A 26,984-nucleotide genomic window follows, 5' to 3' on the forward strand; every position below is an offset into this window, starting at 1 on the left:
GGCTGTCTTATATATCCGTACGCAAGTCACGGAGTAAACGGAAACGGAGGCCGAAAGAGATGAACAAAACGATGAGTGAATCGATCAAGGAACCGATGAATGAAATGAAGAGGGACGAACCCGGAGCCGCCGGTGATCGTAAGGTGCACAGCCCGGAAAAACTTCGCTATATCGATGCTCACATCCATCTGGAACAGTATGGAGAGCAGGAACGTTCCTTGATTTTCCAGGATATTGCGGACGGTATTCCCGTCTCCATGCTGCTAGCCGTGTCCATGAACCTCCCTTCATGTCAGAGAACCCGGGAGCTTTACCGCCGGTATCCCCACATAGTCCGGCCCGCTTACGGATTTCATCCCGAGCAGCCGCTTCCCTCGGAGGATGAGCTTGCGGAGCTGCTGGCCTGGATGGAGCAAACCGTTCACGAAGCCGCGGCTGTAGGGGAAGTCGGTCTGCCTTATTACATGCGGACGGAAGTTGAGCAGGCCGGGCAAGCGTTTTATTTACAGCCTTACATTGACTTGCTGGAGCGCTTTATCGCTTTTGCCGCTAAACACAACAAGCCTGTCGTTCTGCACGCCGTTTACGAAGACGCGGACCTTGTGCTTGACCTGCTTGAACGGCACCAAATAGAACGTGCTCATTTTCACTGGTTTAAGGGTTCAGAAAAAACAGTCGAACGTATGATCGGTTTAGGATATTATATATCTATAACCCCGGATATCTCCTACGAAGAGGAAATCAGGCGGTTGGCGGCCCGCTATCCGCTGGAGCTGATGATGGCCGAAACGGACGGTCCATGGCCGTTCGAAGGAGCGTACGACGGCAGAATGACACATCCCCTGATGGTGGCTGACGTAGTACGACAGATTGCCGGGGTTAAATCGGTCGCGGTAGAAGAAGCGGCTGCGCAAATGTACAGTAACGCGTGCACCTTCTATAGGCTGCAGCCGCAGGCTTCCGGGTGACAGATCATGCAGAAAGCAGGGAGGGGTACATATAAATGGAGCTTGTACGATGCGGTTGGGTCAATCAAGACCCGCTCTACGTGAATTATCACGATCACGAATGGGGTGTTCCGCAGAGGGACGACCGGAAGTTGTTTGAAATGCTGTGTCTCGAAGGCGCTCAGGCGGGTTTGAGCTGGTATACGGTGCTTAAGAAGAGGGAGCATTACTGGAACGTTTACGACGGGTTCGACGCGGAGAAAATTGCGGGCTACGGCGAGGACAAACTGGCCGAGCTGCTTCAGGACCCGGGAATCATCCGTAACCGGCTGAAAGTAAACGCGTTTGTCCGCAATGCGCAGGCGTTTCTGAAGATCAGGGAGAAAACCGGCAGCTTTGCGGACTATATCTGGAGTTTTGTGGATGGGCAGCCCGTACAGAATCATTGGAGTTCGCTGCAAGAAGTACCTGCAAGCACACCTCAATCGGACGCGATGAGCAAAGCGCTAAAAAAAGACGGATTCACTTTCGTGGGTTCGACGATCTGCTACGCGTATATGCAGGCATCGGGACTTGTCAACGATCATTTGACAACCTGCATGTGTCATCCGTCCAACCATAAATAGAAAAGGCTGTTCTTAAGCGGGTAGAATGGATGCCGGGAAAAATCAAGTTAAAAGAGGAATCATTCATAATCGTTCGAGTAGAACAGGATTGGAATATGAGAAGAAAAAAGGGAACCTCTGCAGCCGGGGGTTCCCTTTTGATTAGTAGAGGGGGCGAACCGGGCGGTTTAAGCATACATCAGGATCTTCTCCTGCAGGCTCACACGGATGAATTCGATGCGCTTGCGGATATAAAAATCGAGTGCCGCGCCTTTAAGCTCTTGGGGAGAAACACGGGTGTCTGTATCGTTATCTATAATGGTGACGGAGCCGTCATCAAAAAATTTAAAAGTCAAATCATCCCATTGAGCATTCGTTTCGCCCAGCAGGTCGTTGATCTGCCATGAATGAAGAGTTTCCGTATCATTCAACATTTTCTGAAACCAAAAATCGCGTTCGATGAAGCGAACATTTTTCCACAGACTCATAGCAAAACCCTCCTTGGGACGCATACGATAAGTATGCGAACGAATGTTTGTTTTTAGTATATCAAACGTTTGTTCCCGTGTGAAGTAGTTTTGCCATATTTTTTCTGAAAATGGCAATCATTTTCGTGAAAAATCCGTCATTTTCTATCCGAAAGCGGGAATAATAGGGCAAACGACTGTATGGATTAATTGGAAAATACCCAAACCGCCTCGTAAAAGACGCTTAAAATGGCGAGAACGGAAGCAGTCGGAAGCAAACAAGGTGTTCTGCAAAGCGGAATGATGAACAATAAGGAATTATTTTCAATATAAAACGTCCTGAAAAAAGAACAATTTTCCGTTTTATAGAGCGCTTTCAAAAAGAGTGTTTACAGAATCCATGAACGGAGTTATGATAAAAACATATCTTGTATACAAGTATACCAGAAGGGAAATTAGACATCATGAGAATTGGTATGGTCGGTTTGGGTAAGATGGGTTACAATCTCGTTCAAAATTTGCTCCGTCACGGACATGAGGCAGTCGTATTCGATAAAGATCCCGCTCCGGGAAAGCGGCTCGCCGGACTTGGCGCCGTTCCGTCGGAAAACTTGGAGGAACTGGTAGCGAACCTTCCCGCTCCCAGAACGGTGTGGATGATGGTGCCCGCAGGTAAAATCGTCGACAGCGTGATTGATTCGCTGCTTCCGCTTCTTCAAGCGGGTGACGTGCTTATCGACGGCGGAAACTCCCACTATAAGGAATCGGTGGAGCGTTCCGAAAAACTCGCCGCGCACGGAATTCATTACATGGATGTCGGAACTTCCGGAGGAACGGAAGGAGCCGAACACGGCGGCTGTTTCATGATCGGGGGAAACAAGGAAGCGTTCGATAAAATCGAGCCCCTGTTCCGCGACATGGCCGTCGATAAAGGGTACCTCTATGGAGGCAAAAGCGGTTCGGGCCATTTTCTCAAAATGGTTCACAACGGAATCGAATACGGGATGATGCAGGCGATCGCGGAAGGCTTCGAAGTGCTGGACAAAAGCGGCTTCGACTTCGATTACGAGAAGGTAGCCGAAGTATGGTCGAACGGTTCCGTTATCCGGGGCTGGCTGATGGAGCTGGCCGGACAGGCTTTCTCCAAAGATCCCAAGCTGGAAGGAATCCGCGGCGTTATGCAGAGTTCGGGCGAGGGCAAGTGGACCGTGGAGACCGCGCTGGATCTCGGAGCGAATGCGCCGGTGATCGCGATGTCTTTGTTCATGCGCTACCGTTCGCTTGAAACGGACACGTTCCACGGCAAGGTTGTGGCCGCGCTGCGTAACGAGTTCGGCGGACATGCCGTCGTACGCAGCGGCGATTGATTCGAACGCATACGGACCGCAGGTCAGCTGACCTGAAGCTTGCCCGGCATGGATGCTCCGGCTGAAGATATGCTACAATTGACATGACTTCGGAAGGCGGGAAAAGAAGGCCCTTTGGCCGGCTTTTCAACCGCCGGACAAGGTCAGCGTACCTTTAGCCCATTGGTAAGGAGAGTTGTGCATCATGCGTTATCCGTCTGCGTGGCTCAGAGGCGTTTCTTTGGGAGAGTCCATCGCCAGCGAATTAAGGCTGCAAATTATTAACGGGAGCATCAAGCCCGGTGAAGTGATTTCCGAAAACCGCATAGCATCCGACTTCGGCACAAGCCGTTCGCCTGTCAGGGAAGCCCTGAAAGCGTTGTCCATCGAAGGTCTGATCCGTCTGGAACGAATGGGAGCCGTCGTGCTGGGGCTAAGCCAGACAGATGTGCAGGAGCTGTACGATGTCCGTTTTATTATCGAGAGCTTCGTGCAGGACAGGCTTGCACAGGCAAATCAGGCATCTCTGATCGGTAAACTGAACCAGATTATCGACAGGATGGAGCTGGCGGTCAAGCACGGCGACCCCGAGGATTTCGCCTTTCAGGACATCACGTTTCACGAAACGATTATCGAAGCGGCCCGTCATAAAAGGGTGCTGCACCTGTGGACCAGCATCCGGCAAATCGTCATCACGGTTCTGCTGATTACAACGGATGAAATTTTTTCGCAAGGGGAAGAGAAGCTCCTGGATGTAATCGAGAAGCACCGAGCCATCGTGAGAGGTCTTGAAACTCATGATCCGGCGGTCATCGCGCAAGTGGTCCGCAATTATTTCGCCGATTCACGGCAAACTCTTGAAAACAGTTTACCTTCTTAAAAAACAGGGAAAAATGTAAGCGGCCGGTAAAAGGACGCTTGCACACGAGTAAACTTGTCGACATGTATACAATGCGCCTATGTCGGCGTTAACCGAATGAAAGCGCTATTAGACGATAAAAGTTTTTGAATCACACATCTGGAGGTCAGTCATGAACAGCATTTTCGGACTTAGTCATTCCGTCACTTTATTAGTCTGGACTCTGATTTCGATTGTGTTTTTAGTGGTGTTTATCGCTAAATTCAAATGGAATCCGTTTGTTACGCTCATTATTTCGGCTCTCATGCTCGGCCTCTTGTCCGGGATGAAAGCTCAGGATGTCATTAAGGCGGTCACCGGCGGGTTAGGCGGCACTTTGGGCACGATCGCGATCGTCATCGCGCTGGGCACTATGCTCGGCAAAATGATGGCGGAATCCGGCGGCGCCGAAAAAATCGCGACGACCCTGGTCGACCGGTTCGGTGAAAAACGCGTCCACTGGGCCATGATGGTGGTCGGTTTTATCGTCGGAATTCCCGTATTTTTCGAAGTGGGGCTGATTCTGCTCATTCCGATCGTCTTTACTGTGGCACGCAAAACGAAAATGCCGCTTCTGCAGATCGGGATTCCGATTCTGGCCGGTCTTTCGACGGTGCACGGCCTGGTTCCGCCCCATCCCGCGCCGATGATCGCCATCGATGCGTACAAGGCGGATTTGGGCAAAACAATTCTCTACTCGCTGCTGATCGGACTGCCGACAGCGATTATTGCCGGACCGCTGTTCGGTAAATTTATCGGGAAACGGATTCAGGCCGAACCGCCGGCTAAGTTGGCCGAACAGTTTGCCGTAAACGAAAACCGGAATCTGCCCGGCTTCGGTATTACGCTGTTTACGATCCTCCTGCCGGTTATTCTCATGCTGATCGGTTCCGTTGCCAACATTGTCGATCCGAAAAGCACGAGCAGCCTGACTGTTTTCTGCGAATTCATCGGGCATGAAATTATCGCCCTGCTGATCGCCGTCGTGTTTTCTTTCTTCTCGCTCGGCTTTGCCCGCGGCTTCAAAAAAGAAGACATTTCACGCTTCACGAGCGAATGTCTGGCGCCTACGGCGACGATTATCCTCATTATCGGCGGTGGCGGCGCGTTCAAGCAGGTTCTGATCAGCAGCGGCGTGGGGGCCGCAATCGCCGAATTCGCCACGCAGGCGAACGTTAACGTGATCCTGTTCGCGTGGCTCGTGGCGGCGCTGATCCGGGTTGCCACCGGCTCCGCGACGGTAGCGATGACGACCGCGGCCGGCATTGTAGCGCCGGTGCTCGCGCAAACGCCGGGCGCTAACCTGGAGCTTGTCGTGCTTGCGACTGGCGCCGGCTCCATCGTCCTGTCCCACGTCAACGACGCCGGGTTCTGGATGGTGAAAGAGTTTTTCAACCTGTCCGTTCCCCAGACCCTGAAATCATGGACGGTCATGGAAACCCTGCTGTCCGTTATCGGACTGGCTTTAATTATGATGCTTAGCGTGATTATCTAAGAAACGTTCCACAGACAGCCCGGACACACGTCCGGGCCGTCAGTCTTAACAGAGAAAGAAGGAGTAGGAAATGAACAGCATGACCCGCTATATGATCGGAGTCGATATCGGAACAACGAGCACTAAAGCGGTGCTTTTCGAAGAAAACGGAAAGGTCGTCGCCAAAGCGGGCGGCGGCTATCCTTTATATACCCCGACCTCGTCTACAGCCGAGCAGGACCCGGATGAGATCTTCCAGGCCGTTCTGAAATCGGTGAGAGGCGTCATGGACCGAGCCCGGGTACTGCCTGGCGAGGTTCTTTTCGTTTCTTTCAGCTCCGCCATGCACAGTGTGCTTCCGGTAGACAGGGAAGGAAAACCGCTCATGCGCTGCATGACATGGGCGGATAACCGGAGCGCGGAGTGGTCGGAGCGGCTCAAAAAAGACCTGGGCGGCCACGAGCTTTACCTGCGCACGGGTACGCCGGTCCATCCGATGTCTCCGCTGACTAAGCTGATGTGGCTCCGCCACGATCATCCCGAGATTTTCGGCAAAACGGCCAAATTCATTTCGATCAAAGAATATGTATTTGCCAAGCTGTTCGGGACGTATCTCGTCGATCACTCGGTCGCTTCGTCCACGGGCCTTTTCAACCTGCAGGCGCTGGACTGGGACGCACAGGCGCTCGAGCTTGCCGGGATCACTCCCGACAGGCTGTCCAGGCCCGTACCGACGACACACGTCGTCGAAGGCTTGAGCGCGTCTTACGCGGCCGAGATGGGGCTTGCGCCGTCTACGCCGTTTGTCGTCGGAGCGAGCGACGGCGTCTTGTCCAACCTCGGCGTAAACGCGATTGAGCCCGGAGTCGTCGCCGCGACGATCGGAACCAGCGGAGCCATCCGCACGGTCGTGGACCGGCCCGTAACCGATCCGAAAGGGCGCATATTCTGCTATGCGCTGACGGAGTCGTACTGGGTGATCGGGGGGCCGGTCAACAACGGGGGAATGCTTTTCCGCTGGGTGCGCGACGAGCTAGCCGCCTCGGAAGTGGAGGCCGCCAAGCGGCTCGGCATCGACTCCTACGATCTGCTGACGCAGATCGCCAGGCAGGTTCGTCCCGGGTCCGACGGGCTCCTTTTCCATCCCTACTTAAGCGGGGAGAGGGCCCCCCTGTGGAATCCGGACGCACGGGGGTCTTTCTTCGGCCTGACCCTGCACCACAAGAAGGAGCATATGATCCGTGCGGTGCTGGAGGGGGTCATTTTCAACCTGTACACGGTGCTGCTGGCCATGGAAGAGAAAATCGGACGCCCGGCGAGAATACACGCCACCGGCGGCTTTGCGCGTTCGGCTCTCTGGAGGCAGATGATGGCCGACATTTTCGATCAGGAGGTCATCATTCCCGAAAGCATCGAGAGCTCCTGCCTGGGTGCGGCCGTGCTGGGCTTGTATGCGACAGGCCGCGCGGATTCACTCGGTGTCGTTTCCGGAATGATCGGAGCAACGCATAAGCATGAGCCGGATAAGGCCAATGCCCGTATTTACCACAAGCTGCTCCCGATCTTCATCGGCCTGTCACGCAAGCTGGAAGATGAATATTCGGCGATCGCCGCCTTCCAGCAGGAAGTTTTTAAGGATAAAAACGAACCCAGCAATTAGATGGTGAAAATCTTTATAAAAGTAAAGCATAACGGAAAATTCCGTTATGCTTTTTTGGTTTAAATAAATGTTATTTTGATGTTTGATAAATAATATTAATCAATAGAATTAAAAAAGTGTTCACCTCTTCTTCAAATAAGCTTGAAGACGCTTCCTTTTCATGTAAGAATGGAATAGATTCAACCTTATAGATGTGGAGGAGAAGGAGAAGCATGTCAAAACTTAAAATCGGCGTTATTGGTGCCGGCTCGATTTCCGAACTGCATTTCGGCGCGTACGCCAAAAATGCGCAAGTTGAAATTCATGCCGTTTGCGATTTGAACGAAGAGCGGGCCAAAGAGAAAGCTAAACAATACGGTGCTGTGAAAACGTTTACCGATTACAAACAACTTCTGGCCGATCCCGAAATCGATGCCGTCAGCATCTGCACCTGGAACAATACGCACGCGGAGATCAGCAAAGCGGCCGTAGAAGCAGGCAAGCACGTGCTCGTCGAGAAACCGCTGTGCAAAACCGTGGAAGAAGCGCACGCCGTGCAGGAAGCCGTCCGCAAGTCCGGGAAAGTGCTGCAGGTCGGTTTCGTACGCCGTTTCGGTACGAATACGAATGTTGCGAAACGCTTTATCGATTCCGGCGAACTCGGTTCCATTTACTACGCCAAAGCTACCGTGCTGAGACGCCTGGGCAATCCCGGCGGATGGTTTTCGGACGTAGAGCGTTCCGGCGGCGGCCCGGTTATCGACATCGGCGTTCATGTGATCGACCTATGCTGGTACCTGATGGGCAAACCGAAGGTAAAATCCGTTTCCGCCGTTACATATGACAAATTAGGCAACCGTTCACATATCGAGAATTTGAATTTCTATAAAGCTGCGGATTACGATGCGGCAAAAAATACAGTCGAAGACATGGCATCCGCCCTGATCCGTTTCGAAAACGGCGCGGCGCTGTCCGTTGAAGCGAGCTTCACGCTGCATGCGAAGAAAGACGAGATTTCCGTCAAGCTGTTCGGAGACCAGGGCGGGGCCGAGATCGAGCCGGAACTGATGCTCGTAACCGAGAAGCACAATACCATTCTGAATGCGACGCCTCAGATCGATCATCTGACGTTCGACTTCGAAGCGGGTTTCCGCCGTGAAATCGAGCACTTCGTGGACTGCTGCCTGGGCAAGCATGAAACGATTTCGCCTGTGGAAGACGGTCTGGAATTGATGAAAATCCTTTGCGGAATCTATGAATCCAGCGCAGCCGGCAAAGAAATTCAAGTGAATTAATTTATAGTTGAGGGGAGAACTCCAATATCATGAGTATCCGCGTTCCGAACCCGATCGGGGTTATCGTAGACAGCTTCGGGCTTCCCGTCCGCGAAGGCCTTCAGAAAGCGAAGGAAGTCGGCGCCGACGGCGTGCAGATTTATGCCGTTAAGGGCGAGATGTACCCGGACAACCTGACTGCCGCGCAGCGCAAGGAGCTTAAAGCTTACATCGATTCGCTCGGACTGCAGGTCTCGGCACTCGTAGGCGACTTCGGGGGACACGGCTTCCAAGTCCGGGCCGAGAACAAAGAAAAAATCGAGAAATCGAAGCGCGTCCTGGACCTGGCTCTGGAGCTCGGCACCAATATCGTGACGACTCATATCGGGATCGTTCCGTCCGAGAAGGACGACGTTTACGAAGCGATGCAGGAAGCGTGCGAAGAGCTGGGCCAATACGCCAAAAGCGTGGACGCTTACTTCGCGATCGAAACCGGTCCTGAGCCGGCCGCTCACCTCAAGAGCTTCCTGGATACTCTCAGCACGAACGGAGTATCCGTCAACTTCGATCCGGCCAACATGATTATGGTGACGGGCGACGATCCGGTCCAGGGCGTCTATACGCTGAAAGACTATATCGTTCATACGCACGTAAAAGACGGCCTGCGCCACAAAGAATTCGATCCCCGCATTCTGTACGGCGCGGTCGGTTTCGAGCCGATGGCGCACGAGCGCATTGCCGATATGCTCCGCGAGGGCGAACTGTTCGAAGAGCTGCCGCTTGGAGAAGGCAAGGTCGACTTCGACCGCTACTTCCAGGCGCTTCAAGAAATCGGTTATCAGGGCTACCTGACGATTGAGCGCGAAGTGGGCGACGATCCTGCGGAAGATATCCGCAAGGCGGTCGAATTTATCAAGGCTTATCGTTAAAACGGCAAGACGCCAATAAAAAAACCTTTCCGGCCGGTTATCCGGCGGAAAGGTTTTTCGTTCCTGTTCGTCGTTCTTAGAACGCCGGCAGGACGGAGCCTTGGTATTTATCTTCGATGAATTTCTTCACTTCAGGCGTTTGCAGAGCTTTGATCAGCTTCTGAACCGCTTCGGATTTCGCATTGTCTTCGCGAGCCGCGATAATGTTGGCATAAGGGGAATTTTTATCTTCTACGAAGAGAGCGTCTTTGGCAGGTACCAGCTTCGCTTCAAGCGCGTAGTTCGTATTGATCAGGGCAAGATCGACTTCGTCCAGAACACGCGGCAGCATAGCCGCTTCGAGTTCTTTGATTTTGAAGTTTTTCTTGTTTTCTACGATATCTTTCACGGTTCCGGCAATGCCGACGCCTTCTTTCAGCTTGATCAGGCCGTTCTTCTCCAGAAGAATCAGAGCGCGTGCGCCGTTGGAAGGATCGTTCGGGATGGCGATCGTTGCGCCGTCTTTCAGTTCGCCGAGCGCTTTCACTTTACGGGAATAGCCGCCGAACGGTTCGATATGAACGTTGCCAACGCTGACAAGTTTAGAGCCTTTGCTTTTATTGAACTCTTCCAAGTAAGGAAGGTGCTGGAAGAAATTGGCGTCCAGCTGTTTCTCGTTAAGCTGCGTGTTCGGCAGAACGTAGTCCGTAAACACTTTAATGTCCAGGTTAACGCCTTCCGCTTTCAGTTTGTCTTTAACGAACTCCAGAATCTCGGCTTGCGGTACGGCAGTCGCGCCGATTTTCAAGGTAACGGCGGCTTTCTCGCCGGTACCTGCGCCGGAAGCCGGTGTAGCCGTAGCCGAAGGTTCGGCTTTTTGTTTGCCGCAGGCTGCAAGAGCCGTCATTGCGACGATCAGAAACAAGACGATCAGTGAACGTTTTTTCATAAAGGTTTCCTCCTTGGATTCGGTTATCTATCACATCATTTGCGCGTGAAATAGAGAACGAAACGGTCTCCGATCATCTGCAAAATTTGCACGAGAATAAGCAAAATAACGACGGTCGCAATCATGACTTCCGTCTGGAAACGCTGGTACCCGTAGCGGATAGCCAGGTCACCGAGGCCGCCGCCGCCGACCATACCGGACATGGCCGTGTAGGATACGAGCGTAACGGTGGTGATCGTAATGCCGGCGATAAGGCCGGGAAGAGCTTCCGGCAGCAGAACGCGGCGGACGATCTGGAATCTGCCCGCGCCCATGGACTGGGCGGCTTCGATAATGCCGCGGTCCACCTCGCGCAAAGCCGTCTCGACGAGACGCGCGAAGAAAGGCGCGGCCGCGATGACAAGCGGCGGAATCGTTCCCTTGACGCCGATGGAAGTGCCGACGAGAAGCTTCGTCAGCGGAATCGCGGCGATCATCAGAATGATGAAAGGGAAGGAACGCAGCACGTTGACGATAAACGAGATGACGATGTTGAACGTGCGGTTTTCCAGCAGACTTCCTTTCGAAGTCAGATAGAGCAGCACGCCGATCGGCAGCCCGATTACGAATGTGAACAGGGCCGAAAGGCCGAGCATCATCATCGTGTCGTTCGTGGCGGTTCCGATTTCGCTCCAATCGATTTTAGACCAATCCATTCGAATACACCTCCACATCCAGACCGTGCTCGCGCAGGAGACGGATCGTATTCTCCGCCGCATCCCGCGGGCCCTGCAGTCGAACGACGAGCTGTCCGTAAGGCGTGTTTTTCATCCGGGAAATGGTTCCCTGCAGGATGGAGAACGTCACGCCTGTCTGCTGAACCGTTCTGGATAAAATCGGCTCGTACGTAGTTTCACCGAGAAAGGTGATTTTCAGCACCGTGCCGTCCTGGGAGGGAACTCCCGAAGTGTCCGGCTTGTCGATCTCAACCGAATCCGCAACCTGTTCGATGAACTGCCGGGTTACGTCGTGCCGCGGCTTCAGGAATACTTCCGCCACTGGCCCGTGCTCCACGATCTGGCCCTCATGAATGACGGCGACGCGGTCGCAGATGGAGCGGATGACCTGCATTTCGTGCGTAATGAGCACGATGGTGATCTTCAGCTTGCGGTTGATGTCCAGCAGCAGATTGAGAATGGAATTCGTCGTCTGCGGGTCGAGTGCGGAAGTCGCTTCGTCGCACAGCAGGACGTGCGGATTCGTCGCAAGTGCGCGCGCGATGCCGACACGCTGCTTCTGGCCCCCGGACAACTGGGCCGGGTACTTCTTGCCGTGCTCGGTCAGTCCGACCAGGGCAAGGAGCTCGGCGACGCGGCGCCGTGCTTCCGATTTGGCCGTACCGGCCAGGCGAAGCGGGAACGCGATGTTCTCTTCCACCGTAGCGGAGGAGAGGAGATTGAAATGCTGAAAGATCATGCCGATCCGGCGGCGCTGATCTTGAAGCTTCTTGGTACTGAGAGCCGTTAGGTCAACGCCGTCCACGACGACGCTGCCCTCGGTCGGGCGCTCCAGGAGATTGATCGTCCGGAGCAGGGTGCTTTTGCCGGCGCCTGAATGGCCGATAATGCCGTATATCTCGCCTTTATCAATCGTGAGATTAATTTCTTGCAGCGCGTGTGTTATGCGGGATCCGCTGCCGTATTGCTTGCGCAGCTTCCTGATTTCGATCAATTGCTTCACCTTCTTTGCTTGAAAATAAGAAAAAAGCCCATTTTGTAAAGACAAAAAGGGCTTTTCCGGTATCGAAAACGACCTTCTCATCTGCCAGAATCCGCCTGGATCCTGAAGGAATTGGCACCATTGTCATCGCGCATATTGCTGCGATCGGTTGCCGGGCTTCGCAGGGCCTTGTCCCTCCGCCACTCTTGATAAGAATCGGTATAGTATGAGGTTGTCTTAAATTAGACGATAAAATGACAATTCCGAGTATAACCTAAGGATTTTTTGAAGTCAACGGTTATTTTACCCTTGGTAAATATAAACAAGTAGGAGATGTGCAGCATGGCTTTCATCCAATGTGATTTTTATTCCGAAGTACTCGGCATGTCAACTTCTATCCAAGTGATTCTGCCTCAGCAGACGACCAGTCAAATCGGGTTGGAAGGCAGTGCGGCGGGCCGCAGGCACCCGACCTTGTATCTGCTGCACGGATTGTCGGACGACGATTCGATCTGGATGCGGAGAACGGCTATCGAGCGGTATGCCGCTCCTCTCGGGCTGGCCGTCGTGATGCCGAATGCGGCGCGCAGCTTCTATACGGATATGGAGAACGGGTACGATTATTGGACGTTCCTGTCCGAAGAGCTCCCGCAGGTTTGCCGTTCCTTCTTTCCGCTGTCGGACCGCCGGGAGGACAATTTCGTGGCCGGTCTGTCGATGGGAGGCTACGGAGCTTTCAAATGGGCGCTGAAAAAGCCGGATCAGTTCGCGGCCGCCGCCAGTTTATCGGGTGTCACGCAGGTGAAAGAAATTGAAAAACGGTTCCCCAAAGATTTCCGGCTCGTGTTCGGAAACAACCCGGAGCTGCTGGGAGCAGGCGATCTGTTTGCGCTGGCCCGTCATGCGGCGGAGAAGAAGACGGAGCTGCCGGCTCTTTACCAGTGCTGCGGGACGGATGATTTTCTATACGAGGAGAATACCGCCTTCCGCGATTATGTGCAAAGTCTGAATATTCCCCTCCTATATGAAGAGGAAGAGGGGAGAGTCCACGACTGGAGCTATTGGGATCAGCAGATCAGCCGGGTTCTGGACTGGCTTCCGCTCAAACGTCAGACCGAGTAGAACGCCTTGCCGTTACACGGGCTGCGTGCCGCAACCGAAAAAAGCTTCCCCGCCGTATGGCTGGGGAAGCTTTTTGTTTCGCGCCGGGTTTCGCGCCGGACGCTTATGCTTCGAGTTCAATCTCGAACGTTTTGATTTCATAAGGCTGGAGCACGAAAGAAATCGTTCCATCATGGACGACAGGCCCTTCGGGCTTCTCCATCAAGTTCGTTTCCCGCCAGGAAACGATGCGGAAATCGCTCGTCAACTGAAGCGCGTTGCGGCTTCCGGAGTAATCGTGAACACGCACGATGACTTTGCCGGAATCCTCGGCTTTTTTGACGGCGGAGATCATGGCGGTGTCTCCCGACAAAGTGAACATCGAACGGGACGGAACTTCCGCGGTTCCCACCGAAGCCCGGAGCGGGCTGTTCAGCATCCAGGCCTGCTTGACGGTCTGGCCCTGCAGCCAATCTCCCCGGTGGGGCAGCAGGGAATAGGTGAAGGCATGATGCCCCTGGTCCGCTTGGGTATCCGGATGGGTCGCGCATTTGATCAAGGTGAGGCGCATCACGTTCCCCTTGATGTCGTATCCGTACTTGCAGTCGTTGAGCAGGCTGACGCCGTAGCCCCGGTCCGAAAGATCGGCCCACTGGTGCCCGACGGTCTCGAACCGCGCCCAATCCCAGCTCGTGTTCCAGTGATTCGGACGCTTCACGTTGCCGAACTGGATGTCGAAGGTCGCTTCCGTTGTACGGATATCGACGGGGAAGGCCGCTTTCAGCAGCTGCTTCTGTTCATGCCAGTCGGCTTCCGTCACGAAATCAATGCGCGGGTGGCTGCCGTACACCACCAGATCTTGGCTGATCGACGAATTCCGGTACACCCAGTTGAAGCGGATCACGGCACGAAGCGGCCCTTCCTCGACCAGTTCGGCGCCCTTGAAATCCCGGATTTCCTGCATGTTTTCCTGATAAAAGAGGTCGATATCCCACGCCTCGTGAGCGAGCGGCTTATCCTCGAAAAGCTGGAGCACGTTACCCTTTGCGCCCGGCGCCAATACTTCACGCCGCTGCTCTTTATCGTAGATGCGGGTCAATTGACCCTGCGCGTTCCATTCCAGCACATAAAACGGCGTCTCAATCCCGCTGTGATTCCACGCGAAAGGACTCGGTGATTCCGCTTGCCCGGAATCCGCTGCGAACTTGACGGTGGTGTAGCCCATCGGCGGAATGTTTTTCACTTCTACGGTCCACACCTCTTCGTGAAGCTGCGCCTGAAGCACGCTGCCCTGCAGGTCGAGCCATTGCCCGGATTTTCCCTGCTGCGGCGCCGCAATCGTCACGAGCTCCGTTACCGCCCAGGGAGACGAATTCCAGACGGTGTAGGCAGAAGCGCCGGAAGGGTCCTTGCCTGCAGCGATCGCTTCAACCGCCTGCGTGTCGACGGCGCGGCCGATTGCTTCCGCTTCTTCATACTCGATAACGCTGTCCTTGTACACTTCACGGATGGAAGAACCGGGAATGATGTCGTGGAACTGGTTGCGGAGAATGATTTTCCAGCCTTCGGTCAGTTCCTTGCCTTTGTACAGGCTCCAATCGTTATGCAGAACGCTCTGCATGGCATTCAGCCATTCCGCTTCGCGGTAGGCGAGCTCCAGCTTGCGGTTCATCCGTTTGTTGTAAGCTTGGCTTGTGTAAGTGCCTCGGTGATACTCCAGGTACAGTTCCCCATCCCACGTGTGCACGTATGCATCGGTGTCCGCCGCTGTTTCCTGCAGCCTTTCAAAGTAGGCGTCGGCGCGTCCCGTTTCCACGTTAGGCAGGCCCGGCAGGCTGTTCAGTCTCCGGCGCATCTCCAGCATGTCGCGGTTGACACCGCCGCCTCCGTCCCCGTAACCGTAAGAGAGCAGAAGTTCCTGGTTCATTTCCTTATCGCGGTAGCCGTCCCAGATTCCTTTCACGGTTTTCGGGATAATCTGACCGTTGTACGTGTAGAACCAGGAGTCGGGCCCGGACCACGGCTCCGGCGTCGTAATGAAGTGAGTGAGCACCTCGGAACCGTCGATCCCGCGCCAATGGAACGTGTCGAACGGCATCCGGTTGTACTGGTTCCAGCTGATTTTCGTCGTCATAAACGTATGAATGCCGGATTTCTTCAAAATTTGCGGCAGGGACCAGCTGTAGCCGAAAACGTCCGGAAGCCACAAGTATTTGCATTCCGTGCCGAACTCGTTCGCGAGGAAGCGGGTGCCGATCAAAAGCTGCCGGACCAGCGACTCGCCGGAAGTGAGGTTGCAGTCGGCTTCCAGCCACATGCCGCCGCCCGCTTCCCAGCGGCCTTCCGCCGCACGCTCCTTGATCGCTTCGTACAGCTCGGGGTAATCCTGCTTGACGTACTCGTACAGCTGAGGCTGGGTCTGCAGGAAGGTGTAGTCCGGGAACATCTCCATGAGCCGCATCACGGTGGAGAAAGAACGGGCGCATTTCTCCCGGGTATGCTTAAGCCGCCACAGCCAGGCCACGTCGATGTGCGTATGGCCGACACAGGTGACGGTCACATCGGATCTTTTGTCCATCCGCTCGATCCGTGTATTCAGTTCGGTTCTCGCGGCATTTACCGACACGTAAAAATCTTCGGAACCGGGCTCAGTCCAGTCCATGAGCTTGAACGACTGATTCAGGGCATGAAGCAGCGCCGTCCTCTCGGGAGCGTTGGCATCCAGAATGCGGACGGTATCGAGTGCCGCCTGCGCGGTGAAATACAGGTCGTCCGCGGCCTCGTCCAGCCAGCAGAATTCGGCCTGCCGGATGGTGTGCGTCTGATCCTGGGGCTGTCCGCCTCCTTCCAGTCCGGACCACAGGCGGAACAGGAGCTGACGGGAGGTACCCGCCGCATCGGCCGGGAGGAACACTTCCTTGTGATTGGAATCGACGCCCTGATACGGCTTGCCGTTCCAGTAAAACAAGGACTCGAACCCGGAGTTGTTGCCGCCGCCCGTATCGCCGAAATCGAAGCGGCCGAGAATGCGTTTGCCGGACCAGTCTTGCGGGATATGTATTTCAGCGGACAGCCACAAATAAAGATCGCGGCCCGTCCACGTATTTCCGACGTTCATCGTCTTCCAGTCCTCAGCGGGAGCGGGAAGGCTCGGATTGATTTCTTTGCGTTTGTCTTCAAGGGAAAGAAAAGACGGAATGGGATGCTTATCCCGGTAGCGAAGCTCGGATAGTTCACGGATACGCGATTGCAATTTGTGTTCGGTGAGGAACATGTCGAAGAAACCCCCTGTTGGAACCTGATTGTAGGGAGCGAGCAAAGGAGGGAAATCCTGTTTGATTGAACTGCGGGTGATTATAGGGTAGCTCTATTATAGTCCGCGGAGAGAGGGGAATGCAATTGCCTAATTTCCCCCATCGGTGATAAGCTTATACGCGAATTGACCGAAAGTGACGGTGCTGACCACATGCCGAGCTTAAAAACGTTTTACCGGATTCACCTGAAAAAACGAATGTTTAACAAAATTCTTCTTTTTTACTCGATTGTCATGGTGCTGCTGTTTCTGGGCGTGTCCATCCTGGCTTATCAGTATTATGAGCAGCGCAGCATGCGGGAGCAGACGGACCGTGTCCTTAAAGATCTGGATATTGTAAGCGTTAACTTGAATCAGCTGTACGAACGGATGTATTCGGCCATCCAGCAGCTGTACACGGACGCGGCGGTTAACGAGGATTTGACTTATTTTTTATCGCACGAGTATGAGGATTATTTGAAAAGGCGGCTGAACCGGTACATCCAGAGCAGCGGAACGGAACCCAAAAACTTCGACAGCCAGCTCCGGTCGTTTCTCAAAGACGAGCCTTCCATCGCGAATATTCTTTTGTACAGCAAAGGAGAGCGCTTTTTTTATTTCATGAATCCCGGCAGCCAGCGGTTTTATTATCCGTCGGAGATTCCGCAGGACAGCTCCGGCTGGTTCGATTCCACCGTCAATCATCAGTGGCAGCTGACAGATAAACGATCCGTCCTGTGGGAGGCGCGGAAAGATAGCGGACCGGTCTACTCGTACACCCATATTTTAAAAGATACCGTCTCGCTTCAAAAATACGGGGCCATTGTTTTCGATCTGAATACGGATGCGATCAAGCGCCTGGTAGAAAGCAAGCTGAAGGACCGAGGGGCTAAAATGCTGCTGATGACTTCCGGCGGGCAGGTCATTTACGATTCCGAGAATCGTTATCAGGGGCAGATCTATCCGTACTGGCAGCAGCTTCAGGAGCAGAAAGACTGGGTGGAGCTCGAAGAGCCGTCCAAGGTGAACGTGCTGACCGTCGGGAATACGGGAATGACGATTGCGGGGATTATCCCGAAATCCCGGATCGAGCAGGGCATGCACACAATCCGGCTGAGCCTGATCGGGATTACCGCCCTTTGCATTGCGGTGAGTTTTATGTTTACGTTTACGATCATCCGGCAGTATTCCAAAAAGATCCGCAAAATCGTGACGCACATCCGGCGTCTTCAGGAAGGCGATTTGAGCGCACGCATCGTGCTGACCGGCGAGGATGAGCTGCAGGATATTTCGCAAAATTTCAATTACATGTGCGACCGGCTCGAAACGTACATCGACCAGGTGTACCGCTCGGAGATCAAGCAGAAGAATGCCGAACTCGTGGCGATGCAGGCGCAGATCAACCCTCACTTTCTGTACAACACGCTGGAAAGCATCCGCATGAAGGCCATCACGTCCGGGGCGCGAGATGTCGGCCAAATGATCTATATTCTGGCCGCCCTGTTCCGGGACATGATCCGCAAGCAGACGAATGTGACCCTGGCGGAAGAAATGGAGATGAACGGCATGTACCTGAAGCTTTTCCAGTACCGCTTTGAGAACAGGCTTGAAGTCGAGACGTATCTGGATAAAAACGCGGCCAACTGCCAGGTGGTCAAACTGCTCATTCAGCCGGTCGTCGAAAACTACCTCGTGCACGGGTTCCGGCCCGAATCGGATTCGAACCGGATCGCGGTAACTGTCGTGCGCGAAGAGGAGAACATCGTCGTCCGTGTGGCGGACAACGGAAAAGGAATGCCGCCGGAGAAGCTGGACGAAATCCGCAAGCGATTGGCGAGGAAGCCGGATTCCGATGCGCTTGGCGGCGGTTCGCTGGGCCTTCTCAACGTGAACGAGCGAATCCGGTCCCATTACGGAAGCGATTACGGCCTCACGGTAAACAGCGGCCCGGATCACGGCTGCGAAGTGACGTTGAAACTTCCGGCGATACAGGGGGAGATGCTGCCATGAGAAAACTATTTTTTGCCGATGACGAGCCGCTTATCGTCCAAGGGCTGTACAACCTGCTGCCCTGGGAGCAGTTCGACTTGCAAATCGCAGGCTCCGCCCGGAACGGTCTGGAGGCGCTGGAGAAGCTGAAGGAAGAGCCGGTGGACCTGCTCATCACGGATATTATGATGCCGGAAATGACCGGTCTGGAGCTGCTGCGCCGGGTCAAACTGCTGAATCCGCGGACCAAGTTCATAATTTTGAGCGGCTACGACGAATTCAAATATGTAAAGGAAGGCATTTTGCTGGGCATTGAAAATTACCTGCTCAAGCCCATCAATATCGACGAACTGGAAGCGACGATCAAGCACATTTTGCGGGACTGGGAACGGGAAGAAATCAGCCGCTTCCGCCTGGACGAAGACTGGAAAATATTGCGCAACAATATTTTGCACCGCTGGACGAACGGGACCATCGACAGCAAGGAGTTCAGGGAGCGCGCGAGAATGCTCGGCATTCCCATCGACCACGAGGTCTATCGCTCGGCAGCGCTGCGGATCGTGACGGAAAACGAGCCTGCCTTCCAGTTTTACCGTCTTCCCGGCCTGGCCGAGGAGTGTGAACGGATCGGCACGGAAGAGCTGCCGGAAAACTGCGAAGTGATCGCCTTTCCGGGGGACGGCGATGAAATTACGCTCCTGTTCGCTTTAAGCGGGAACGAAGTAAAGGTGCTTCCGGCCTTGCGGAGAATGTCGGAGTGGATCGCCGGCTTCACCGGGTTTCGGGTCTGGTGCGCGGCGGGTCATCCCGAAGAGCTGTACCAGGGCTATCCGGCAAGCGCCCGCGCCGTGCAAGCGTGGTATCAGGCACACTTGATGACCGAGCAGCCCGGTGTGATCGTCGACGACTTGGCGGCTTACGCCTTCCGGGAAGAAGACCGTCCGGCTCTCCAGGAGCCCGCGATGGACCGGTTCGTCAAGCTGCTGGCGGAGGGGAGACGGGATGAGATCGACGAGTTCGCGGACCTATTTTTTGTCCGGGGCGACAGCGCTCATCCCGTACCTAGGCAGCCTTACTTCAATGCGGCCATCCAGCTTATGCTGGCGGTCAAGGAGATGGAGAAGCAGCCGGATTACAGCGAAGTTTTCGCGGCACTCTTCCGGATTCAGACGCGAAGCGGGCTTGCCTCGCAGGTCAAACGGGTGGCAGCCGGGATGCTCGACAGCCAGTCCGATGCGGCCCGCGAATACAGCCCTCATGTAGCGGCGATGCTGGAGCAGGTGAAAGAGCACTACTCCCGGGAGCTGTCGCTGAAGACGCTCAGCCAAAAGCTGCACATGCACCCGAATTATCTCGGGCAATTGTTCCAGCAGGAGATGGGAACCAGCTTTTCGGATTATGTGAACCAGTACCGGGTGGAGCGGGCTACGCACCTTCTTCTCCATACGGACCGGAAGACGGCCGAAATCGCCCAGGAGGTCGGCTATTGGGACTCGTCGTACTTTTACAGGACATTTAAGAAATACGCCGGCGTATCGCCGACGGAGCTCCGTTCCATGTACACTAAAAGGTGAAAAAAGGAAAAAGCATGCGTGTGCATTTGCACCTGCGTGCTTTTTTTATGATATCGCTAAAGATTTCTTTAATTTCTCCATCTTGGATTAGATTTTTCAACTATACGGGGGAGGCGGTCAGCGGGGATAATGAAAACGGGAGCGAGACGGAAAGTCCCGCGTGAGTTGCCGTTGTTGATTATAGGGGATTAACAACCGTAGAAGACAACCTAAGAAAAGGCAAAGGAGGGAAAAGCGCCGTGCCTGGCATCGTGAAAAGTTTAGTGAGAAACCGGGCGTTTCTCTTGTTGGTGCTGCCGGGAGCGATCTGGTTTATCATTTTTGCCTACCTGCCCATGTTTGGTACGATCGTGGCGTTTAAAGACTTTCGTATTCATCCGGACGGCTTTTTTGCAAGCGTTTTTAACAGCGAATGGGTAGGTCTGAAAAACTTCGAGTTTCTGTTCTCCACCAATGACGCGTTTATCATCACACGCAATACGATTTTGTACAATCTGGCTTTGATTTTTCTGGGGTTGGTCTGTGCGGTCGGGTTCGCGATCGTCATGAACGAGCTGCTGAACAAACGGCTGACCAAAGTGTATCAGACGGCCATGTTTATGCCTTATTTCCTGTCCTGGGTTATTATCAGTTACTTCGTGCTGATTTTTCTCAATATGGAAAAGGGTGTGTTCAACCAGCTTCTCGCGTATTTCGGAGCCGATCCGGTCAACTGGTACAGCGAGCCGAAATATTGGCCGTACATCCTGATCTTTATGGGCATCTGGAAAAACATCGGCTACGGCAGCGTCGTCTATCTCGCCGCCATTGCGGGAATCGACCGTTCGTATTACGAAGCCGCAATGATCGACGGAGCCAGCAAATGGCAGCAAATCAAGTACATAACGCTTCCGCAGCTCAAACCGCTGATGATTATTTTGACCGTGCTGGCGCTTGGCGGCATTTTCCGCTCGGACTTCGGCTTATTCTTCCAGGTGACCAAAAACTCGGGTGCTTTGTATCCGGTTACAGACGTGATCGACACGTTCGTTTACCGCGGACTGACGGTTATGGGCGATACGGGAATGAGTACGGCTACCGGACTTTACCAGTCGGTTGTGGGCCTGATTCTGGTCCTGACGGCCAATTATGCGGTGCGGAAGATTGAAAAAGAATATGCCGTTTTTTAAACGTAAAAGCAGCAAGGATCCGGCTAGGGGGTGCCAGCAATGTCAGACTTGAGCGGATCGGTTAAGGCAGGAACGACGGCGCAAACCCGGAAGGGGAAGAAGCCGAAAGATTTGAATGCGATTTCGCCGTTCTGGAATTTCGTATTCTCGACGGGCGTGGGTTTGTTCGCTTTGTCCTGCGTGTTTCCGTTTCTGTTTATCATTATCATTTCGTTTACCGACGAGAAGATGCTCGCTATCGAGGGATTCAGCCTGGTGCCGAGCCAGTTAAGCACAGCTTCGTACCGGTTTCTGATGAACTCGGGGCAGCAACTGCTTCAGTCGTTCGGAGTCACGCTTCTGGTGACGGTGCTCGGCACTTTGCTCACGCTGTATCTCGTCGCCACGTATGCGTACGCATTGTCGCGGAAAAGCTTCGAGCAGCGGAGATTTTTCAGCTTTCTCGCTTTCTTCACGATGCTGTTCTCCGGAGGCCTGGTGCCTTCGTATATCGTGGTCACCCAATTTCTGCATCTGCGCGATTCGATTTGGGCGCTCATTCTGCCGTCCGTGCTGAACGCTTTCTACATTCTGGTGATGCGGACGTTCTTCTCCACGACGGTTCCGGACGCCATTGTAGAATCGGCCAAAATGGACGGTGCGACCGAATTCGGCGTATTCACGCGAATCGTGCTGCCGATTTCACTGCCGGGCATTGCGACGATCGGCTTGTTCAGTACGCTCGCGTTCTGGAACGACTGGTTCAATGCGCTGCTCTATATTGACAAGCCGACGCTGATTCCTCTTCAAACGATGCTGATGCGCATTCAGAACAATATGGATTTTGTCGTTCAGAACAGTTCCAAGGTCGTGTCGTATGATATAGCGGCCTCGCTTCCCACGGAAACGGTGCGTATGGCGATGGTTGTATTAGCCACACTGCCGATTGCGCTCGCTTATCCGTTTTTCCAGAAATATTTTATTCAGGGGCTGACGATCGGTTCGGTAAAAGAGTAGGGTTTACGGCCTTCTCTTCCGAAGAGTTGAAGGAGAGGTCACACCAATAAAGAAAGCGTTATCATTATGATATTGTCAGGGGGAATAAAGCATGGCGGGAAAAAAAGCGCTTGTGTTCATGCTCGTACTGATGCTGGCATTCGGGTCTTTGCTCGCAGGCTGCGGAAGCAAGAGCGAGGGCGGAGACAGCAAGCAGGGGGCCGGCGGTTCGACCGAGAAGGAAGTTAAATTAAAAGTGTACCTGATCGGCGGTCCGCAGCGGGATTTGCCTAAAGTCCAGGAAGAGATCAATAAATATGTGAAGGAAAAGATTAACGCGACGCTCGATATCACCATGATCGATTGGGGCGATTATTCCAAACGGATGCAGGTGCTTTCCGCTTCCGGAGAAAACTTCGACATCGCCTTTACGTCTTCGTGGGCGTTCGAGTACCGCACGAACGCGGCTAAGGGCGCGTTTATGCCGCTGAACGATCTGCTCGATAAATACGGTAAGGGGATCAAAGAAGAGCTGGACCCCCGTTTTCTCGAAGGAACCAAAATCGACGGAAAGAACTACGCCGTTCCGGTCAACAAGGAGCTCGGCGAGCAGTGGGTATGGCGCTTCAACAAGAAATACGTGGACAAATACAAGATCGATATGACCAAGGTACGCACCCTTCAAGACCTGGAGCCGTACTTGAAGCAGATTAAAGAAGGCGAACCGGAAGACATTACTCCGCTTGCCGTGCCGAAAGGATTCAAGCCGTATATTCCGTACGACTTTATTCTCGGGGACGAATTCCCGGTCGGAATGAAAATCCAGGACAACGGTTCGGACTTCAAATTCGTCAATATTTTGGAGACCCCCGAGCTGAAAGCTTCTCTGGAAACGATCCGCAAATACTACCAGGCGGGATACCTGCGCAAAGATGTCGCCACGCTTGACGGTATCGACAATATCAAGACGGGCAAATGGTTCGTGGATCGCGAAATTACTCAGCCGTACGCGGATCTGGGCTGGTCCCGGAGCGCAGGCTACGACATCGTATCGACTCCGATGCAGGATCCGGTCGTGTTCACCGGTTCGGCTTCCGGCGCAATGCATGCGATTTCCGCGAACTCCAAAAATCCGGAGCGCGCCATGATGTTCCTGAACCTGCTCAACACGGACAAATATCTGCGCAACCTGTTCAGCTTCGGAATCGAAGGCACGCACTACAAGAAAGTGTCCGAAAATGTCATTGAAGACCTGCCCGCGATGAAGGACGGCTTCCAGATGCCGGGCTTCGCGCTCGGAAACATGTACCTGACGTACCTGCACAAAGAAGAACCGGCCGACAAGTGGGAGGCGTTCAAGAAGTTTAACGATTCGGCGAAAGTCTCGCCGACGTTCGGATTCAACTTCGACGTCGATCCGGTCAAAACCGAAGTGGCGTCCATTTCCGCCATCGCCCGCGAGTTTTACCCGGCCATTATGACAGGGTCGGTAGATCCGAACGAGTACTTGCCGAAAGCGATGGAAAAAATGAAAGCCGCCGGGCTTGATAAAGTCATCGCAGAGGCACAAAAGCAATTCGATAAATGGAAAGCGGAGAAGAAGTAAAGACACCTGCTCCTTATATAAAGAAGCGGCCGTGAACGTGATATTAGCCCTTTTAAGCAGATAGTGAGTGAAAAGCGCACTATGGTTTACTTGGAGGGGATAATATCAGACGTGCGGTCGCTTCTTTGTATGGACTCCAGGACACGGCGAGGATGTGAAGGAAATTTCCGCCAAACGTATTTAATATGTACATGCAACCTTTAATTCGTCCACTAGGAACGGAATTTGTCCGGTTGTTATAATGAAAGCGTAATCATTACCAAGCTGGCGACAAACAGGAGGGAAATTATTCGGAATTCTCATCCGGCAGGGAGAGTCGATCCGGCGCCTCATTCTCTAGGCGCGATTGCCGCCCCGCTGCGCGTGCAAGTCTCAACTTACATAGGAGGTCACAAATGAAAAAGATTGGCGTTAGTCTGGCTGTATCCATCACGGCGTTCGCGGCGATGGGGTTATCCGCATCCGCAGCGCAGCCCCATTCCTCGTACTGGTATCCGGAGCAGTTGCTGAAATGGAGTCCGGGTTCCGATCCCGACGCGAAATTCAACCGCGGCTCGATCCCGCTGCAGGAACGTTTTACGGGCGACAAGGTGAATGCGAACGCATCCAAGGAGCCCAAAATCGTGGCGCTTTCCGCCCTCAACGCGGGAACGAGCGGCGTTCCTTCTCAGGGCTCGGACAAATTCACTGCCAATACGTTCGGTTATTGGCAGTATGTGGACAAGCTGGTCTATTGGGGAGGCTCAGCCGGTGAAGGCATCATCGTGCCTCCAAGCGCCGACGCGATAGACGCCTCCCATAAGAACGGCGTGCCGATCATGGGCACCGTCTTTTTCCCGCCGAGCGTGTACGGGGGCAAATACGACTGGGTGAAGCAGACGCTTCAGCAGAAACCGGACGGCTCGTTCCCGGTAGCCGACAAGCTGATCGAGGTGGCGAAAACCTACGGCTTCGACGGCTGGTTCATCAACCAGGAAACCGAGGGCGGCACCCCGGCGGATGCCCAGAAAATGAAGGAATTCCTGAAATATCTGGAGGCCCGCAAATCCCCGTCCATGCAGATCATGTGGTACGATTCCATGACCAAAGACGGTGCGATCAGCTGGCAGAACGCGCTGAACGACAAGAACGAGATGTTCCTGCAGGACAAACAGCAGAAGGTTTCGGACAGTATGTTCCTTAACTTCTGGTGGAGAGATCTGGCGGGTTCGGCCGCCAAAGCGAAAAGCCTGGGCCGGAGCCCGTACGAGCTGTTCGCGGGCATCGACGTCGAGGCCAAAGGCTACGACACCGGCATCCAGTGGGACCTGCTGTTCCCGACAGGCAAGCCGGCGGCGACTTCGCTGGGCATCTACCGGCCCGACTGGGCGTTTAACAGCGCGGAGAACATGAAGGACTTTTTCGCCAGGGAGAATAAATTCTGGGTCGGCCAGAACGGCGATCCTTCCCGCACGGATACGAATCAAGCCTGGAAGGGCACGGCCAATTACGTGGTCGAACAATCCCCGGTCAACCGGCTGCCGTTCGTGACGCATTTCAACACGGGAAGCGGGCAGCAGTACTACGCGGACGGCAAACTCGTACGCGACAAAGGCTGGAACAACCGCAGCCTGCAGGATATTTTGCCGACCTGGCGCTGGATGGCGGAGAGTAAGGGAACCGCGCTTAAACCGAGCCTCGACTGGTCGGACGCCTATTACGGCGGCAGCTCTCTTAAGGTGGAAGGGACGCTGAGTCCGGCCAATGCCACAACGCTTAAGCTGTACCGGACGGACCTGGCTATCGAACCGGCCACTAAACTGTCGGTTACGTATAAAACTTCGTCCAAGCCGGGCATGAAAGTGGCCTTGACTTTTGCCGATCCGAAGGATGAGGCCGTTTATCTGGACGTAAAGGATAAAATTCAGCCAGGCTGGACGACCGAAACGTTTAATTTGACGCCTTATAAAGGAAAACGCATTTCGTCGATTTCGCTCGTGTTCGACTCGAAAGAAACGATCCCGGCCTACGCGATCAACATCGGCAAGCTTTCAATCAGCAGCGCGAAGCAAGAACAATCGTCGTCTCTGCCGGCCGTCAAGGACCTCAAGGTCACCGGTTCCGACTTCCGCGACGGCATCTACGGAGATGCCCGCCTGGAGTGGACGGCCCTGGACCAAGACGTGAAGCAGTACGAAATTTATCGCGTGCTTCCGGACGGTAAAGAGGAGTTCCTAGGAGCTACTCCCAACAACGTTTACTATGTACCTGAAATGAAAAGAAGCAATAAAGAGGACACGACCGTGCTTAAGGTGGTTGCGGTCAACGGACAGTACCGGGCAGGGCAGGCGGCAACGGCGGCGATCAAGTGGCCGGCTTATCCGAAACCGGCGGCCCGTTTTAAAACGGACAAAACGCTTGTCGCTCCCGGTGAGCAGGTGACGCTGATCGACCAGTCGACGGAAGTCACCGAAGAATGGCTGTGGACGATAGATGGCGCGAGCCCTTCCACAAGTACGGACAAACAGCCGGTTGTCACATTTGCCGAAGAGGGCGCTTACAGCGTGACGCTCACGGCCAAAAACAGCGCCGGTCAAGATTCCGTGACCAAGCAAGCGCTTATTACCGTCCGCAAAGACGCGGGCGCGGCCGTTAATCTGGCGCTGGGCAAAACCGCTAAAGCGGACAACGCCTGCGGTCCTGCCGAAGGAGCGGCTAACGCGGTGGACGGCAAAGTCACCGGCAACAGCAAATGGTGCGCGCTGGGCAATCTGCCTCACTGGCTCACCGTAGACCTGGGGGCGGAGAAGACGATCAGCGGATTCGTGCTGAAGCATGCCGAAGCCGGCGGCGAATGGGCAGGCTTCAACACGAGCGACTATACCGTGCAGGTGAGTGCGGACGGCGTTACATGGACGGACGTTCTGGAAGTGAAAGGAAACCGGGCGGGCGAGACGAACGACGCAGTTGCGCTGGTGAAGGCTCGCTATGTGAAGCTGAACATCGTTAAAGCGAGCCAGGGCGGGGATACGGCGGCCCGGATTTACGAATTTGAGGTGCGCGGACTCCAGTAAGCCGGAGTTTAACGGATTTG

Annotated in this window: 20 protein-coding genes and 1 riboswitch; of the genes, 15 read left to right on the forward strand and 5 right to left on the reverse strand. The window is 54.2% G+C overall.

All coding sequences use genetic code 11. The features are described from left to right. Positions 1-59: 59 nt before the first annotated feature. On the forward strand, positions 60-968 hold the full coding sequence (locus tag AC2TF6_RS11040; RefSeq protein WP_491311022.1) for a TatD family hydrolase: 909 nt from the start codon (positions 60-62) through the stop codon (positions 966-968). Positions 969-1,003: 35 nt separating this feature from the next. After that, on the forward strand, positions 1,004-1,573 hold the full coding sequence (locus tag AC2TF6_RS11045; protein WP_491311023.1) for a DNA-3-methyladenine glycosylase I: 570 nt from the start codon (positions 1,004-1,006) through the stop codon (positions 1,571-1,573). A gap of 167 nt (positions 1,574-1,740) precedes the next feature. On the opposite strand, the gene AC2TF6_RS11050 is transcribed toward AC2TF6_RS11045, so the two are convergent. Then, entirely contained in the window at positions 1,741-2,040 is a 300-nt protein-coding gene (locus AC2TF6_RS11050) for a hypothetical protein (RefSeq protein ID WP_491311024.1), read from the reverse strand. A 443-nt stretch (positions 2,041-2,483) separates the two neighbouring features. Here AC2TF6_RS11050 and gnd point away from each other — a divergent pair, with 443 nt between their 5' ends. The 6 genes from gnd to AC2TF6_RS11080 all read left to right on the forward strand — a co-directional run bounded on the left by gnd (position 2,484) and on the right by AC2TF6_RS11080 (position 9,579). Further along, positions 2,484-3,386 carry a phosphogluconate dehydrogenase (NAD(+)-dependent, decarboxylating) gene (gene gnd, locus AC2TF6_RS11055; protein ID WP_491311025.1) on the forward strand — a complete coding sequence of 301 codons (903 nt, stop codon included), beginning with the start codon at positions 2,484-2,486 and terminating at the stop codon, positions 3,384-3,386. 184 nt (positions 3,387-3,570) lie between these two features. Continuing rightward, a complete protein-coding gene (locus AC2TF6_RS11060) occupies positions 3,571-4,245 on the forward strand; it encodes a GntR family transcriptional regulator (RefSeq protein ID WP_491311026.1) in 675 nt (224 codons plus the stop codon). 151 nt (positions 4,246-4,396) lie between these two features. After that, positions 4,397-5,758: a GntP family permease gene (locus AC2TF6_RS11065; protein ID WP_491311027.1), complete on the forward strand. Its 1,362-nt coding sequence runs from the start codon at positions 4,397-4,399 to the stop codon at positions 5,756-5,758. 70 nt (positions 5,759-5,828) lie between these two features. Next, positions 5,829-7,397: a gluconokinase gene (gene gntK / locus AC2TF6_RS11070; RefSeq protein WP_491311028.1), complete on the forward strand. Its 1,569-nt coding sequence runs from the start codon at positions 5,829-5,831 to the stop codon at positions 7,395-7,397. Between the two features lie 212 nt (positions 7,398-7,609). Next, a complete protein-coding gene (locus tag AC2TF6_RS11075; protein WP_218228597.1) occupies positions 7,610-8,671 on the forward strand; it encodes a Gfo/Idh/MocA family protein in 1,062 nt (353 codons plus the stop codon). A 29-nt stretch (positions 8,672-8,700) separates the two neighbouring features. Then, complete coding sequence (locus AC2TF6_RS11080) at positions 8,701-9,579, forward strand: sugar phosphate isomerase/epimerase family protein (protein ID WP_009672725.1); 879 nt, start codon at positions 8,701-8,703, stop codon at positions 9,577-9,579. Between the two features lie 76 nt (positions 9,580-9,655). Here AC2TF6_RS11080 and AC2TF6_RS11085 read toward each other — a convergent pair whose 3' ends face one another. The 3 genes from AC2TF6_RS11085 to AC2TF6_RS11095 are packed head-to-tail and all read right to left on the reverse strand — an operon-like array spanning position 9,656 to position 12,217. Next, positions 9,656-10,507 (reverse strand): MetQ/NlpA family ABC transporter substrate-binding protein, encoded by an 852-nt coding sequence (locus tag AC2TF6_RS11085; protein WP_491311029.1) that lies wholly within the window; start codon positions 10,505-10,507, stop codon positions 9,656-9,658. A gap of 35 nt (positions 10,508-10,542) precedes the next feature. Further along, positions 10,543-11,202 (reverse strand): methionine ABC transporter permease, encoded by a 660-nt coding sequence (locus AC2TF6_RS11090; protein ID WP_009672848.1) that lies wholly within the window; start codon positions 11,200-11,202, stop codon positions 10,543-10,545. Beyond that, positions 11,189-12,217, reverse strand: a complete 1,029-nt coding sequence (locus tag AC2TF6_RS11095) for a methionine ABC transporter ATP-binding protein (protein WP_491311030.1) — start codon at positions 12,215-12,217, stop codon at positions 11,189-11,191. The genes AC2TF6_RS11090 and AC2TF6_RS11095 overlap by 14 nt, the downstream gene beginning before the upstream one ends. Positions 12,218-12,300: 83 nt before the next feature. Continuing rightward, positions 12,301-12,421, reverse strand: a riboswitch (SAM riboswitch). Between the two features lie 126 nt (positions 12,422-12,547). On the opposite strand from AC2TF6_RS11095, the gene AC2TF6_RS11100 reads away from it, so the two are divergent. After that, positions 12,548-13,327 (forward strand): alpha/beta hydrolase, encoded by a 780-nt coding sequence (locus AC2TF6_RS11100; protein ID WP_491311031.1) that lies wholly within the window; start codon positions 12,548-12,550, stop codon positions 13,325-13,327. A 103-nt stretch (positions 13,328-13,430) separates the two neighbouring features. Here AC2TF6_RS11100 and AC2TF6_RS11105 read toward each other — a convergent pair whose 3' ends face one another. Continuing rightward, on the reverse strand, positions 13,431-16,580 hold the full coding sequence (locus AC2TF6_RS11105; protein WP_491311032.1) for an alpha-mannosidase: 3,150 nt from the start codon (positions 16,578-16,580) through the stop codon (positions 13,431-13,433). 192 nt (positions 16,581-16,772) lie between these two features. On the opposite strand from AC2TF6_RS11105, the gene AC2TF6_RS11110 reads away from it, so the two are divergent. The 6 genes from AC2TF6_RS11110 to AC2TF6_RS11135 all read left to right on the forward strand — a co-directional run bounded on the left by AC2TF6_RS11110 (position 16,773) and on the right by AC2TF6_RS11135 (position 26,964). Continuing rightward, on the forward strand, positions 16,773-18,608 hold the full coding sequence (locus tag AC2TF6_RS11110; RefSeq protein ID WP_491311033.1) for a cache domain-containing sensor histidine kinase: 1,836 nt from the start codon (positions 16,773-16,775) through the stop codon (positions 18,606-18,608). Then, positions 18,605-20,161 carry a helix-turn-helix domain-containing protein gene (locus tag AC2TF6_RS11115; RefSeq protein ID WP_491311034.1) on the forward strand — a complete coding sequence of 519 codons (1,557 nt, stop codon included), beginning with the start codon at positions 18,605-18,607 and terminating at the stop codon, positions 20,159-20,161. The genes AC2TF6_RS11110 and AC2TF6_RS11115 overlap by 4 nt, the downstream gene beginning before the upstream one ends. A 239-nt stretch (positions 20,162-20,400) precedes the next feature. Further along, positions 20,401-21,330 carry an ABC transporter permease gene (locus tag AC2TF6_RS11120; protein ID WP_009672831.1) on the forward strand — a complete coding sequence of 310 codons (930 nt, stop codon included), beginning with the start codon at positions 20,401-20,403 and terminating at the stop codon, positions 21,328-21,330. Between the two features lie 39 nt (positions 21,331-21,369). Then, positions 21,370-22,326 (forward strand): carbohydrate ABC transporter permease, encoded by a 957-nt coding sequence (locus AC2TF6_RS11125; protein ID WP_491311035.1) that lies wholly within the window; start codon positions 21,370-21,372, stop codon positions 22,324-22,326. Positions 22,327-22,417: 91 nt separating this feature from the next. Next, positions 22,418-23,911, forward strand: coding sequence for an ABC transporter substrate-binding protein (locus tag AC2TF6_RS11130; RefSeq protein WP_491311036.1), 1,494 nt, complete (start codon positions 22,418-22,420; stop codon positions 23,909-23,911). Between the two features lie 395 nt (positions 23,912-24,306). Beyond that, positions 24,307-26,964 (forward strand): endo-beta-N-acetylglucosaminidase, encoded by a 2,658-nt coding sequence (locus tag AC2TF6_RS11135; protein ID WP_491311037.1) that lies wholly within the window; start codon positions 24,307-24,309, stop codon positions 26,962-26,964. Positions 26,965-26,984 lie beyond the last annotated feature (20 nt).

Source organism: Paenibacillus sp. JNUCC 35 (genome assembly GCF_058269095.1).

Coding starts and splice junctions, on each gene's coding strand:
- AC2TF6_RS11040 (WP_491311022.1), top strand. CDS start 60: ATGAACAAAACGATGAGTGAATCGATCAAGGAACCGATGAATGAAATG.
- AC2TF6_RS11045 (WP_491311023.1), top strand. CDS start 1,004: ATGGAGCTTGTACGATGCGGTTGGGTCAATCAAGACCCGCTCTACGTG.
- AC2TF6_RS11050 (WP_491311024.1), bottom strand. CDS start 2,040: ATGAGTCTGTGGAAAAATGTTCGCTTCATCGAACGCGATTTTTGGTTT.
- gnd (WP_491311025.1), top strand. CDS start 2,484: ATGAGAATTGGTATGGTCGGTTTGGGTAAGATGGGTTACAATCTCGTT.
- AC2TF6_RS11060 (WP_491311026.1), top strand. CDS start 3,571: ATGCGTTATCCGTCTGCGTGGCTCAGAGGCGTTTCTTTGGGAGAGTCC.
- AC2TF6_RS11065 (WP_491311027.1), top strand. CDS start 4,397: ATGAACAGCATTTTCGGACTTAGTCATTCCGTCACTTTATTAGTCTGG.
- gntK (WP_491311028.1), top strand. CDS start 5,829: ATGAACAGCATGACCCGCTATATGATCGGAGTCGATATCGGAACAACG.
- AC2TF6_RS11075 (WP_218228597.1), top strand. CDS start 7,610: ATGTCAAAACTTAAAATCGGCGTTATTGGTGCCGGCTCGATTTCCGAA.
- AC2TF6_RS11080 (WP_009672725.1), top strand. CDS start 8,701: ATGAGTATCCGCGTTCCGAACCCGATCGGGGTTATCGTAGACAGCTTC.
- AC2TF6_RS11085 (WP_491311029.1), bottom strand. CDS start 10,507: ATGAAAAAACGTTCACTGATCGTCTTGTTTCTGATCGTCGCAATGACG.
- AC2TF6_RS11090 (WP_009672848.1), bottom strand. CDS start 11,202: ATGGATTGGTCTAAAATCGATTGGAGCGAAATCGGAACCGCCACGAAC.
- AC2TF6_RS11100 (WP_491311031.1), top strand. CDS start 12,548: ATGGCTTTCATCCAATGTGATTTTTATTCCGAAGTACTCGGCATGTCA.
- AC2TF6_RS11105 (WP_491311032.1), bottom strand. CDS start 16,580: ATGTTCCTCACCGAACACAAATTGCAATCGCGTATCCGTGAACTATCC.
- AC2TF6_RS11110 (WP_491311033.1), top strand. CDS start 16,773: ATGCCGAGCTTAAAAACGTTTTACCGGATTCACCTGAAAAAACGAATG.
- AC2TF6_RS11115 (WP_491311034.1), top strand. CDS start 18,605: ATGAGAAAACTATTTTTTGCCGATGACGAGCCGCTTATCGTCCAAGGG.
- AC2TF6_RS11125 (WP_491311035.1), top strand. CDS start 21,370: ATGTCAGACTTGAGCGGATCGGTTAAGGCAGGAACGACGGCGCAAACC.
- AC2TF6_RS11130 (WP_491311036.1), top strand. CDS start 22,418: ATGGCGGGAAAAAAAGCGCTTGTGTTCATGCTCGTACTGATGCTGGCA.
- AC2TF6_RS11135 (WP_491311037.1), top strand. CDS start 24,307: ATGAAAAAGATTGGCGTTAGTCTGGCTGTATCCATCACGGCGTTCGCG.